Origin of the sequence: Hydrogenophaga sp. PBL-H3 (genome assembly GCF_010104355.1) — a bacterium.
Taxonomy (GTDB): domain Bacteria; phylum Pseudomonadota; class Gammaproteobacteria; order Burkholderiales; family Burkholderiaceae_C; genus Hydrogenophaga.
In genome coordinates this window covers 2491598-2506522 of record NZ_CP044972.1, presented here as the reverse complement: position 1 = coordinate 2506522, position 14925 = coordinate 2491598, and the positions used below count along the sequence as shown (strand labels likewise).

Below are 14925 nucleotides of genomic sequence, written 5' to 3'. Positions count from 1 at the left end.
AAACAACCGGAGATGCTCATGGATACGTCCGTCAACCGCAGCCGCACCGAATCCGTCTGGCGCCGATTCGCTTTGGCCAGGGCCTTGCGGCCCTCGACACTGTGGTCGCGGTTGCAGGATGGTTACGGGCGGCTCATGCGGCCGGCCAGCACGGTGCATCACACCCTGCCGCTGGTGCCGACCAGACACGGGCGACGGCCGCAGGTTTTGCATTCGGTGCGCGGGCGCACGCGCACCCGGCCTTTCGGCCTGGAGGTCATGGAGCCCAGGCTGCTGCTCTCGGCCGATGTCAATGCCCTGGGCGTTTTGCAGGTGGGCGGCACCAGTGGCGACGACGAGGTGGTGTTGACCCGAACCGCTTCCGGTCTGGACGTGAAGATCGGCGGGGTCCTGATCGACAGCTTCAACAGCGGCTTGTTCGACAGCGTCGAAATCGATGCGCTGGGCGGTCAGGACACCATCCGCTTCGAGGGTGACTTCGATCTCGCGGGCCATGCACTGCTGGCCCTGGGTGAAGAGATCACGCTGGCGGGCTCCATCACGGGCGCCTCGTCGGTGACCTTCATGGCGCACAGCGACACCCTGGCCACGATCACGGTTCAAGGCGACATCGAAGCCTCGGGGGCGGTGTTGCTGTCGGCGCAGTCCGGCGCGACCACGGCGCTCAACGGGTTCACGAGCCACGATGCGGCATCCACGGCCACGATCGCCATCACTGGCGCCGGCACCACCGTGCAGGGCCAGACGGTGGCGATCACCGCGCACAACCGCGCGGTCGTGACGGCCCAGTTCGATGCGGCCGATTTCACCCAGTCCACCCTGTCGATCACCCAGGACAACACCACGGCGGTGAGTGTGGGCGGTGGTGTCACGGTGAACGGCGCGGACGGCGTGATCGTCGAGGCCCTGGATGACAGCTGGATTCAGATCGAGCTCGACAGCACCGGCATCGATGTGTCCGGCGGTATCGAACTCGAACTCGACTTCGCGCTGCTGAATTCCCAGGTGGTGCTCACGCGCAGTACCACCGTGATGCTGCAGGAGGGCAGCACGGTCGAGAGCGGTGGCCTGGTGGCCCTGAGCGCGCGCAACGACCTGGCACCGCGCACGGGCGTGGCGCCAGAAGACCTGTTCAGCGTCTCCAACCGGGTGCTGGGCGGCCTGGTGGGTCAGGCCAGCAACACGGTCACCGACGTGGCCGAAGCCAGCGTGACCGGCGCCACCGTGAATGCATCGCTCTCGGTGCTGGCGAGCAACGCCGGGGTGTACACCGCACTGGGCCGGGTGGCTTCGAACACGCTGGACGGCAACACCCTCGCCGCGATCCGGGCGGAAAGCGCCGTCACGGCCACCGGGTCGGTGTCGGTGGCGGCCACCGACAGCGCCCGCCTCACGGCCGAGGCCACGCCGGTGCTGCTCGATGCCCAGATGGTGGTCGGTGAAATCGGCCTGCAGGCGGGCGTGGCGCGCAACACCGTTGCGCGCGAGGTCACGGCCTCCATGGACAGCTCCGTGGTGAGCGCCACCAACGGCGACATCACGTTGGACGCCGATGCGGCGCGCCAGTTGCGCGCCACCGCCTCGGGCGTGGAACTCTCCGACGCCACGCTGCTGGGCGGCTCTGCCTTCGGCGCGCTGGAACTCGGCGGTGTGTATGCCGAAAACCGCGTGCTCGGCGACATCACGGCCGAAGTCTCTGACAGCGAACTCACCACCCTGGACAGCGGTCTGGTGCGCGTCCAGGCCACCGACACCTCGCTCATCGATGCCCAGGCCGGCCTGAGCGGTGTCGCCACCACCACGGGCATCGGCTTTGTGGCTGGTGGCATCAGCGCCGGTGTGGCCGTGGCATTCAACGCCATGGGCTGGAACATCAGTGCTGGCGAACAGACGCTGGAGACGCTGATCGGCACCAGCTTCGGCGACGCGGCGGAAGACTCACTGGACGTGACCGCCTCCCTGTACAACACCCGCGTCGAGGCGGCGGGCAACGTCACGGTGCAGGCGGAGGCCGGCGCCCGGCTCGACGCCACCGTCAGCAACACCAACACCGCCACCGGCGCCGGCCTGTTCGGTGCCCTGAGCGCGGCCGCCAGCGGCATCCTCACCAGCAACTTCGTCAGCGGTTCGGCCCAGGCCCTGGTGACCAACACCGCAGCCATCGACAACACGGTGGACATCACCGCGCTGGGCTCGCTCACCGTCAAGGCCAGCGACACGACGCTGGTTGCGGCCAACACCCGGCTCGTGTCCAGCGCCGTCAGCACCTCCGACGGCGGGGCCAACGTGCTCAACGACCTGCTGGCCAGCCTGGCGCACGACCACACCAGCCTGGACGGCTCGGTGACGCTGGCCTTCGGCGACCGCGTGCTGGTGGATGGAGGCCACACCGCTGGTGGCGAAACCGACCGGGCTTACCAGTACATGGGCACTGGCGCCACGCTGGACCTGGGCCTGCAGGATTACAGCAACGCCGACTGGTGGAAAGAGATCCTGGAGACCCAGCTCATTCCCGAGGGCTACAACCTCGCCAATTCCAGTTCGGTCGCCATCGGCGGTCTCGTGGTGCGCAACGATTTGCGCACCGACGTGCTGGCCCTGCTGGACCAGGTGGTGGCCGAGATCACGGACGGCGACATCGCCGTGACCGCGCTGCAGGCCGCGACGATCTCGTCGGTGGCCGACGCCAACGCCACCGCGTCGGGCGGCAGCGCCTACGGCACCGGCACGGTGATCGCCGCCAGCGGCCTGATCGCCACCAACATGGTGCGCAGCCAGGCCGATGCCCGGGCCAGCAACAGCCGTCTCAAGCTGGAGAAGAGCCTCGGTGGACCGGTCGGCACCGGCACGCTCACCATCGACGCCCAGAACCGCTCCAGCATCACCGCCACCGTGAAGAACGCGGTGACCTCGGGCGACACCGGCGTAGGCGTCACGCTGGCCTTCAACACCCTGGGCTGGGAAGCGCAGAACCTGCTGTACCAGACGGTCGATGCCCTGGTGTCCACCGACATCGCCGAAGAAGACAAGGCGGGCGCGCGCGCCGAATTGCTGAACACGGTGGTGACCACCCACGGGAGCGTGGCGATCACCGCCGAGATGGCGGCCCTGATCGACGCCACCGTCGACAACCAGGCCACGTCGACCGCCAGCGCCATCTACGGCGCCACGGGTTTGTCGGTGAGTGCGCTGCTGGCCAGCAACATGGTCAGCACCGAGACCCTGGCATCGGTCGGTGACCCGTCCGATGCCACCCAGGGCAGCTCCATCACGGCCGCCGGCGCCATCGAGGTGCGAGCCACCGAGAGCAGCTCCATCCAGTCCGGGGCCGAGATGCTGGCCAAGGGGTCCACCAGCAACGACGGTGGCGCCAGCCTGATCAACAACCTGGCCCGGGCGCTGCTCAACGAGTACCGCTACACCTCGCGCTCGGGCCAGCAGACCGTCAACCCGGACGACATGGTGCGCGTGGCCTCGGACAGCACCCAGGGTGTGCCGGGCGCGCTGTATGTCTACCAGGGCAGCGACCCAGCGGTCATCGATCTGGACACCGTGGACTACCGCAGCGCCGACTGGCTGCGCGTGGACGAGCGCAACATCGTCCCGGCCTTTGGCAACGTGTCGAATTCCGACTCGATCGCCATTGGCGGCATGGTGGTGCGCAACGACGTGCGCGGCGGCGTGAACGCCACCGTGGCCGACAGCACGCTCACCGGTGCGGCCATCGGCATCCATGCCGTCGGCCAGGCCATCATCACGGCCAGCACGCTCAGTGCCGCCGAGGCCTCGGGTGGCAGCCTCTACGGCAGTGGCACCGTCATCGCCGGCAACGGCAGCGCCGTGACCAACCTCGTGCTCGGCGGCGCCGACGCACTGGCCCTGCGCAGCGAGCTCACCAGCACGGTGGGCGACGTGGCGGTGACGGCCGAGAACACCGCGCAGATCGACGCCACCCTGCTCAGCAAGACCAGCAGCGGTGACACCGCTGTGGGCGTGATGCTGGCCTTTAACAGCGTGGGCTGGACCTCGCAGAACCTGCTGATGAACGCGCTGGATGCGGTCATCGGCCGGCCGGTGGATTCGTTTGATGCCACGCGCACCGAGGTCGGCGCGCTGGCCCAGGGCACGCGCGTGCTCGCAGCCAATGGCTCCGTTTACACCTACGGCGGGCCCACCGTGTCGGGCCAGACCCTGGGCGATTTCTTCTACAACGATGCTCCGTCGAGCTGGACCCTGGTGGCCGCGGGCCAGCAGGTCGAGACCTTCGACGTGCGTGCCGCCGACGTGGGCAAACTCCTGACCGGCGACCGCGTGCTGGCCGACGACGGCAAGGTCTACCGGTACCTCGGCGACACCACCACCATCGCGGCCCTGGCAGACGGTTTCCAGGGCGACGCCACGCAATGGGACGAGGTGGTCTCGCCCTACGGCAACGAGCTGCCCGCCGCCACCCGCGCGCGGCTGCTTGATACCCTCGTCACCAGCAAGGGCGACGTGATCGTCAGCGCCGTGGGCGAGGCGCAGATCAACGCCACCGTGAGCAACGCCGCCAGCTCGGCCGCGTCGGCCCTGATCAACGCCACCGGCAAGTCGATTGGCGGCATCCTGGCCAGCAACAAGGTCAGCAGCGCGGCCGAAGCGTCCATCGTCTACACAGACGCCTTCGTCCACCCGGTGGATGCCGACGTGCAGGCCGCAGGCCGCGTGGCGGTGGTGGCCCAGGACAACGCGGGCATTTACGCCAACACCCGGCTGGTGTCCGACTCCGTCACGTCCAACGATGGCGGCGTGGGCCTCCTCGGCGGCGAGATCGACGCCCTCCTGCCGGTGGACCACCTCAGCGACGATCCGAATGCGCCCCTGGAGTTCGGTGACCGTGTGCAGCTCATTGCGGGCTACGGCGACAAGGACTTCGACAGCGGGGACGGCGAGCAGTCCCTGGCGACGGGCCAGAGGGTGCTGGTCAGCGCCGAGCACACCGCCAGCAAGTTCAGCTCTGACAACGGCGTGCGCCTGCTGCGTTACGCCGACGTGGTGCAACTGGCCGACGACCACGACGACCCGTCGCGCGGCGACGCCGGCGCCACCTACCGCTTCGTCGCCCCCGGCACGCGCGGCCAGCGCACCGATCTGCAGACCGAGGACTACACAGACACCTCGCGCTGGGTGCGCATCGGCGGCGATGCCGACACGTTGTACGAGTACCTGGGCAGCGACGCCACGCTCGACCTCGCCTTGCAGGACTACACCGACGAGAGCTTGTGGCGCGTCATCAGCGGCAGCGAAGGCGAGATCTACCAGTACATGGGCCAGACGGCCACGGTGGACCTCGTGCTGGCCGACTTTGGCGACGACACGCTCTGGAAGCTCGTCCCCGAGTCGCAGGTCATCCCCTCCGGGCTGAACATCACCTCATCCGACTCGGTGGGCGTGGGCGGCGTGGTGGTGCTCAACGACGTGCGCAGCGCGGTGCTGGCGCAGATCGACCAGGCCGAGGTGACAGCCGCTTCGGCCGACGACACCGATGCCGCCATCGCCGTGACGGCCAGCGTGGCGGCCGTGATCCGTGCCGACACCGACGCGGCGCTGTCCTCGTCGGGCGGCAACGTGTTTGGCAAAGGCACCTCGCTGGCATTGGGCGGCGTGCTGGCGACCAACCTGGTGCTCAGCGCCGCCGACGCGCTGGTCACCGACAGCGTGCTGGCGACCACCGGCACCACCGGCGGCGACATCGCCGTGGCGGCCGAGAACCTGTCGCAGATCGACGCGCTGACCCGCGTGGTGGCCACCTCGGGTGCCCAGACGGCGGCCTTCCTGCTGGCCTTCAACACCGTGGGCTGGGAAGCCCAGAACCTGCTCTACAACACGCTGGACGCGCTGCTGGGCACGAGCCTGTTCGCCGACGAGCGCGCCGCGCGCGTCAACGCCACCGTGCTCGACAGCCAGGTGCGCGCCAGCGGCGACTTCCGGTTGACCGCCGACAACGCCGCGCAGATCTTTGCCCGGGTGAGCAACGACGCCACCTCTTACCCCAGCGCCTTCTTCGGCGCGGCCGGCCAGAGCGTCAGCGGCGTGCTCTCCAGCAACCTGGTCAACAGCAGCGCCACCGCACGCATCGCCTTCACGGACGGCTACACCCACCCGGTGCTGGGCGACCTGATCGTGGGCGGCAACGTGCTGGTGGAAGCGCTGGACGAGGCCTCGGTGGATGCCGAGACCCGGCTGTCGGCCGAGGTGTCGCCCACCAACGACGCCGCCACCGGGCTGTTCAACAACGCGGCCAGCGCCTTCCTGGACGACTACCAGTACACCACCGAGTCGGGCATGCAGGACCTGGTGTTTGGCGACAAGGTGTACGTCAGCTTCGGTGCGTTCGACGCCGATTACGAGAACGATGGCGAGACCGAGCAGATCGTCGTGCTGGCGGTGGGTGATGTGGTCGAGCTCGACGAGGGCTTCGACGGCGACGGCACCGCCGGCAGCCGTTACCGCTTCATCGGTCTCGCCAACGGTGCCGACGTGGACCTGGCGACCGAGGACTTCACCGACACCACCCGCTGGGTCGAGGTGGGTGGCAGCTACCAGTGGATGGGCTCCGATGCACTGGGCCTGCAGGTGGACCTGTCCGCGCTGGACCTGGACGACTTCACCGACTACGGCCGGTGGAAGCGCCTCAACCCGGCCAACCTCATCACCGACTCCACCACCTACGCTGTGTTGTCGGTGCTCAGTGCCTCGCAGAAAAAGGCCACCGGCACCGACCCGAGCCTGGCCGGTGAATCCACCAGCCTGTACGGCCTGATCGACCGCAACGACGTGCGCAGCGAGGTGCTGGCCAGCATCGACGGCGCGGTGCTGCGCATCGGTGGTGACCTGAGCGTGCAGGCGTGGGAGAGCGCGACCATCAACGCGCTTGACGACAGCTACGTGGTTCCGTGGGACGGCACCGGCGGCGTGATCGCGACCAACCTGGTGCTCAGCAGCGCCAACGCCACCGTCACCGGCAGCGACGTCCAGACCGATGGCAGCGTGGCCATCCGGGCCGAGAACCTCTCCACCATCGACGCCGAGGTCACGAGCAAGGTCGAGGCCTGGGGTGCCAAGACGGCCGTGGTGGCCTTCAACACCATCGGCTGGCAGTCGCAGAACGTGCTCTTCAACGCGGTGGACGCGCTGATCGGCGACCCACTGATCTCCGACGCCTTCAACGGCGAGCAGCCAGCCGAGGTGCAGGCCTACGCGCTCGACACCCGCATCGTGTCTGGCGGCGACGTGACCGTCGATGCCCGCTCCACGGCCCAGATCAGCTCGTATGTGGGCAACGACAACGAGATCGTGGCCGAGGTGGACATCGTCATCCCCGGCGCCATGGAGGGCGCCGAGGCCGTGGCCGGTGGCGGTGTGCTGGCCAGCAACAAGGTCAGCAGTTTTGCCAAGGCCTACATCGCCTTCACCGGCGCCACCGCCGGCACGGTGCAGGCGGAGGGTGCCGTGACCGTGCAGGCGCAGGACGAGGCTGGCATCAACGCCAGCTCGGCCTTGTCTCAACTGGCGGTGGCCAGCAACACCCTGGCCGGCGTGGTCGATCAGATCCAAGCCCTGCTGCCGGGTGATTTCGACTACACCACGAGCTCGGGCACGGTGCTGGTGGAGTCCGGCACACAGGTCAAGGTGGGCCCGGACTTTGATCCCTTGCGCGGCGACGCCGGCGCGGTGTACCGATACATCGGCCAGACGGGCGGCGAGCTGTTGCTGTCTGCCCAGACCTACACGGACGAGCTCGTGTGGGAGAAGCTCGTCGGTGGCGCGGACAACCTGGAAGACCTGTACCCGGGCATCGGCAACCTCACCGAGTCCGACGCAACGGCGGTGGGCATCCTCGTGGTGATGAACGACGTGCGCAGCGGGGTGGACGCCTACATCCACAACGCGGTGGTCACGGCGGCCCAGCCCACGGTGTGGCAACACGTTGCGCCGGCTGCGGGTGTGGACGTGATCGAGATCGAGACCGGCCAGCGGGTGCAGGCCACCGACGGCCGCGTGTTTGAGTACCTGGGCGAGTCGGACCGCGAATTCGAGCTGGACGACACCGGTTTTGACGACGCCGACCTGTGGCGCCGTGTCGAGTCGGTCAACGTCAACGCCTTCGAGACCGCCTTCATCCAGGCCACCGCCGAGGCGAGCGTTCAGGCCTCGGGCGGCAGCTTCCTGGGCAAAGGCTCGGTGCTGGCCGTCAATGGCCAGATCGTGACCAACGTGGTGCTCAGCCACGTCACGGCCACCATCACCGACAGCGACATCACCACCACCGGCGGTGGCAGCGTGGCGGTGCTGGCCGAGAACGAATCCACCATCGACGCCACGATGACGGCCACCACCAGCACCGGCGAAACCGGGGTCGGCGTCACGCTGGCCTTCAACTCCATCGGCTGGCAGTCGCAGAACTTCCTGTTCAACGCGCTGGACACCATCATCGGCCGTCCGGTCGACCAGTACGACCACGAGAGCACCGAGACGGTGGATTCGCTGGCCGTGGGCGATCGCGTCAAAGACATGGGCACCGGCGACATCTACTGGTACGCCGGCACCGGCGAGAGCGCGCAGGAGTACACGGTCTACAGCAAGCCCACGGCGCTGGTGGCCGGGGACCGCGTGCGCCTGAACGCCGACCTGCTGGACACCGACGGCGTCACCGTGCTGGCCGAGGCCGGCCTGTACGAATACGCCGGCAGCGACCTGTCCGACGGGGACGGCATCGACCTGCGCGCGCTGTTCAGTGCCACCGGCTTCGTCAGCGCCGACTGGGCGCTGCAGGACCCGGTGCCGATCGACCTCGGCGCCGACCTCCAGGCCAACCCCGATCGCTGGAAGCGGGTCATCAACCCGTTCGCCAACGAGCAACCCGCGCTGGTGCTGGCCCATATCACCGACACCGCGCTCGACGTGGACGGCGACCTGACGGTCAGCGCCACCTCGCAGGCCCTGATCAATGCCACGGTGAGCAACGTGGCCCAGTCCACCGCCTCGGCGCTGTACGGCGCCAAGGGCCAGAGCGTGGGTGCGGTCGTGGCCAGCAACAAGGTCAGCAGCGACGCGCAAGCCTACATCCGTGGCGACGACACCCTGACCACCGAAGCCGGTGCGGTCACCGTGGCGGCACAGGACGTCTCGGGCATCTATGCCAACGTCAAGCTGGTGTCGGCATCCATGACCACCAACGACGGCGGCGCCGCCGTGTTGCAGGAGACGATCAACGACTTCATCGCCGCCGACCACCAGAGCGGTGACGGCACGGTGCAGCTGGTCTTTGGCGACCGGGTGCGCCTGGCCGACGACTACGGTGACCCCGACTTCAGCAGCGATGACAGCGGCGTCCTGCTCACCCAGGGCAAGCGGGTGGAAGTGGCCGACGGCTTTGACGCGACGCGCTTCACCAACGAGTCCGGCAAGCGCCTGATCGTCACTGGCGACAAGGTGCAGCTCACCGACGACTACAACGACGCAGGCCTGAGCACCCGGGGCGACAAGACGGTCAGCCTGAGCAACGGCCAGTTCGTCAAGCTGGAGGCCGACTACACGGTCACGGCTGCCGATGGCGACATCCAGCTCGTCGATCTGGACGCAGGCGATTTCGTCAAGCGCGTGGTGATGGGCGAACCCGGTTCCGAAGCCGACGGCCAGGTGCTCAGCTCGGCGATCTACCGCTACGTGGGAACCCCCGGCAGCGTCGACCTCGAACTTGAAGACTACGACGACACGGACCGCTGGGCGCGTGTCCAGGGCGATGACGGAGCGGTGTACGCCTACCGCGGCGACAGCGGCCCGGTGGATCTTGCGGCGCAAGACTTCACCGGCGGCGACTGGCAGGCCGTGGCCGGCGGGGTCTACCGGTACGTGGGTGTTGGAGGTGCCGGCTTGCGGCTGGACCTGGCCGCGCAGGATTACGGCGACACCACCCAGTGGGTGCGTGTGGGCGGCGAGGCTGGCGTGGTCTACGAGTACCTGGGCAGCAGCGCAGTGGCCGACGCCGACCTGGGCCTGGTGGACTACACCGACAGCACGCTGTGGCTGAAGATCGGTGGTGCCGGCGCCATCTACGAATGGATGGGCTCCGACGCCAGCGTGAACCTGGGCAGCGCGGACTACACCAACCTCGACTTCTGGAAAGAGGTGCTGGTCACCAAGCTGATTCCCAGCGGCTACAACATCAGCGACTCCGACTCGATCGGCGTGGGTGCGCTCATCGTGCTCAACGACGTGCGCAGCGATGTGGACGCCGAGGTGTCGGACGTTCAGCTGACAGCCGGCAGCCTGTCGGTCACGGCCGACCAGACCGCCGTCATCCGCGCCACCGCCGACAGCGCGGCCAGCGCCTCCGGCGGCAGCGCCCTGGGCAAAGGCAACGTGGTGGCTGTCAGCGGCGTGATCGCCACCAACCTGATCCTGAGCAACGCGCAGGCGCTGCTGGACAGCAGCACGGTCACCCTCACGGGGGACCTGGCCGTGACGGCCTCCAACGTCTCGTTGATCGAGGCCGTGAACCTGAACTCGACCACCAGCGGCGACAAGGGCGTGGGCGTGACCCTGGCCTTCAACACCGTGGGCTGGGAGCCGCAGAACGTGCTGTTCAATGCGATCGACACCCTGGTCGGTCCGTTCGATTACGACCACCGCTCCGACGAGATCCTGGAAGACGGGATCAACAACGGCGCGCTGGTGCAGGACGTGAACGACGCCGATGCCGTCTACCGCTACCTGGGCACCACCACCACCAGCCGCGTGGACCTGAACAACGCCGATTTCGATGATCCGCTGGCCTGGGAGCGAACGCTCAAGGTGTTTGCGGCCGAGCGCCCGGCGCTCACGCACGCCACCCTGCGCGACACCGTGCTGGCGGTGGGCGGAGACCTCACGGTCAGCGCCGTGACGGAAGCCTCCATCGACGCGACCGTGAGCAACGAGGCCACGTCGGCCGCGGTGGCCCTCAAGGGAGCCAACGCCACGGCCGTGGGCGTGGTTCTGGCCAAGAACATGGTCAGCAGCGACACGCGCGCCCACCTCGAGAACATCACCGGCCTGGCCGACGCGGCCGCCAACCATGTGGGCGGCAGCCTCGTCGTGACCGCCGACGACGCGGCCCTCATCAACGCCGACACCACCGTCAAGGCCATCGCCTCGGTGGTCAACGACTATGGCCTCAGCATCGCCACCAACCTGCTGCGCACCCTCATCGCCGACTACCAGTTCACCTCGAACTCGGGCATGCAGTCGCTGAACAAGGGCGCGCTGGTGCGCGTGGCCAGCGACTACGGCACGACGACAGAGCAGATCGCCCTGCGCGGCAAGGTCGTGCAGTACCAGGGTGGCCCGGCCGATGTGGACCTGAACAGCGCCGACTTCAGCACCACCACCTGGCTGGTGCGCACCGTGGCCGGTCAGGACCTGGACGCCGCGCTGAGCTTCGTGCTGGACCTGATCCCGAGCAACCTGGGCGGTGGTGTGTCCACCGCCGCCGGGGCGCTGGTGGCACGCAACGACGTGCGCGGCCTGGCCGATGCCCGCGTGAGCGACGCCACGCTGCGCGTGCAGGACGCGTTCACCGTCAGTGCGCTGGAGACCGCGTCCATCCAGGCCGCCCACCAGAGCACGGTGCAAACCAAGGGCGGCACCGCCACCAACGTCAACGGCGTCATTGCCGCCAACCTGGTGCTGAGCGAAGCCAACGCCATCGTCGAAGACAGCAACGTCCTCACCCGCACGGGTGACATCGTGGTCGATGCCGAAAACATCTCCACCATCAACGCGACCACCACCAGCAGCCTGACCGCCAAGGGCACCAACGTCGGTGTCACGCTGGCGTTCAACTCCATCGGCTACGCATCGCAAAACCTGCTGTTCGATCTGGCCGACACCTTGTTCGGCCTGGGGCTGGCCGACGAGATGCCGGCCCAGGTGCGCGCCCAGATCCTGGACAGCACGGTCAGCGCCGGTGGCGACCTGTCGGTGACGGCCGCGTCCGATGCATCGATCACGGCCACCGTGGAGAACAGCGTCACCACGATCGCCAAGGCACTCTTCACCTTCAGCGCCACCCAGAGCATCTCGGTGGGTGCGGTGGTGGCGCTCAACCGGGTCGCCACCCAGGTGCGTGCCGGCATCGACGGTGTGGACCCCAACGGTCTGTCCGGCGTGCAGGACCCGATCAACACGGCGAGTGCTCGGGGCAATGTCACCATCGACGGTACCGATTCGGCCGTCATTGAAGCAGAAGTGCAGGTCAGCACGCTGGCCGTGGCCGCCACCCCCAGCGGGGACAAGACCTCGATTTCCGTGGGCCTGAGCGTGGCCCGCAACGAGGTGATGACCGACATGCTCGTCGGTGTGTCCGATGTGTCGCAGGTCACCGCCACCGGCGGCTCGGTGCGGGTGGGTGCGAACGAGGCGGCCACCATCGACGCCACCTCCACCGCCACCTCGATTGCGCTGTCGCTGTCGCTGGCCGGCAGCAACAGCACGGCCTTCAGCGGCGGCGGCGCCACCGCGGTCAACAGCATCAAGGGTGGCGCACAGGCCTTCATCCGCGACACCCGCGTCACCGCCACCAAGGCGGCCGTCGATCCCACGGCCAGCACCGGCGCCATCGAGGTGATCACCGTCAACAGCGCCGAGATCGATGCCCTGGTGCGCGCCATCGCGGTCAGTGCCGCGCTCACGTTCAAGGGTTCCGGCACGGCGGTCGCCATCGGCCTGTCGATCGCGCGCAACCTCATCGGCTGGAACGAGTTCGGCGGCGCCGACCCGCTGGCCGTCAAGGCCTATGTGGCCGATACCGATGGCGATGGCGACACCTGGCTGCTGGCCGACCGCGGCATCGAGGTCTCGGCCACCTCCAGCAACCGCATCGACGCCACCGTGCAGGCCGCTGCGCTGGCCCTGTCCATCTCCGCCAAGTCGGCGATTGCGGCCACTGGCGCCGGGCTGTGGACCGACAACCGCATCGCCAGCGACATCCACGCCTACATCGACGGCGCCACGCGCGTGCAGAGCGATGGCGCGCTGAGCGTCACGGCGCAGGACACCTCAACCATCGATGCCGACGCCATGGCCGCTGCCATCTCGGCCGCGCTCACCGCCAAGAGCGCCATTTCCGTGGCCATCGGGCTGTCGCTGGCGGAAAACGCCATCCGCAACAGCATCCAAGCCCACATCACCGACGTGGACGCGGTGGACACCAAGGGCGGCACGGTGACGGTGAGTGCCACCGACGACGCCACCATCAACGCCACGTCGACGGCCGTGGCGGTCTCCATTGGCGCCTCGGGCAAGCTCGGCGTGGCGTTTGCCGGCGGCGGCGCCGTGGCCACCAACACCATCCTCACCTCCACCAAGGCCTTCATCGCCGACAGCGTGCTGGGCGCGGGCGCCGACACGGTGGGCGCGGTCGACATCGACGCTGTGAGCACGGCCACGGTGGACGCGCGCGTGCTGGCGGTCTCGGCGGCAGTCGCCTTTGGCGGCAAGGCCGGCGTGGGCGTGGCGCTGGGCGTGTCGGTGGCCCGCAACTTCATCGGCTGGTCGATCGACGGCGACGCCGTGGCCGACTACCAGACCAGCGACGGGTTGCCCGCGGGCGATTCGCTGGCCGCGGGTGACACCGTCAAGCTCAGCGAGGGCGCGCGCGCTGGCGACGTGTACGAATACCTGGGCGAGACCCTCACACAGCCCACGGCCAACCTCCAGTCCAGCGGCATCCGGAATCTGATGGCGGGCGACCTGGTGGAGGTGACGGCTGACCACACAGGCGAGGGCGGCACGCTGGGGGCGGTGTACCGCTACCTGGGCGGCGCGACCGCCAACGACAACGACAACGTCAACCTGACGACGGAGAACTACGAGGACAGCACCCGTTGGGAGCTGGCCAGCACCGACCTGCGCACGCTCGACTACTCCGACCGCCGCGTCTGGCGCCAGACCAATCTGGCCGCGCAGGTGGACGAGGACGGCAAGTCCAGCTCGCAGGTGCGCGCCTTCATCGAAAACACCAGCATCGACGCCACAGGCGACATCACGGTGGACGCCGATGCCACGCGCAGCATCGAGGCCCTGGTGGTCGCGGGCGCGGTGGCTGTGGGCGGTGGCGGCAAGGCCGGCATCGGTGCCAGCGGCGCCGGTGTCTACACCGAGAACCGCATCCGCACCGACATCGAGGCCTTCATACACGGCGACGGCGCACTGGGCATCACCGGCGCGAGCCTGGCGCTGGACGCGCGCGATGCCTCGACCATCGTGGCCACGGCCGGCGCCGCGTCGCTGGCCGCCGGCCTGGGCGGCGGCCTCGGGCTGGCCGTGTCGGTGGGCATTTCGCTGGCGCGCAACGAGATCGACAACCAGATCGCGGCGTTCATTGAAGACGCCGACACGGGCATCAAGACCACCACGAGCGAGATCTCCGTCGTCGCCACCGAATCCGCCTCCATCGGCGCGTTTTCGGTCGCCGCTTCGCTGGCCGCCGGAATCGGCGGCAAGGCCGGCATCGCGCTCAGTGGCGCCGGTGCCTGGTCGAGCAACAACATCCTGAGCGACGTCCGGGCGCACATCACCGACAGCCAGGTCGAGAGCGCCACCGGCGTGACGATCGAAGCCACCAGCACCACCAGCATCGACGCCACGGTGATCGCGGCCTCGGTGGCACTGGCCGGTGGCGGCCTGGCCGGCATCGGCGCGTCCATCGGCCTGTCGATCGCTGACAACCGCATTGGCGACCCCGGTGATGCGTCCGAGGTACTGGCCTACATCGACAGCTCCACCGTCAACGCCAGGAACGGCGCGCTGACGATCAGCGCCGACGGCAACCAGACCATCGAAGCCCTGGTGGTGGCCGGTTCGGCCGCCGTGGCGGCCTCGGGCGTGGCCGCCATTGGCTTC

The 14925-nt window shown here is 68.5% G+C and carries 1 protein-coding gene (running past one end of the window); it reads left to right on the top strand.

Features of this window, described 5'->3' with window-relative positions:
* The first annotated feature begins 18 nt into the window (after nucleotides 1-18).
* Nucleotides 19-14925, top strand: the 5' portion of a protein-coding gene (locus tag F9Z44_RS11515; RefSeq protein ID WP_159606254.1) for an LEPR-XLL domain-containing protein. It continues 21822 nt past the right edge of the window; 14907 of the gene's 36729 nt are visible here — the first part of the coding sequence; its start codon is at nucleotides 19-21; its stop codon lies off the right edge, out of view.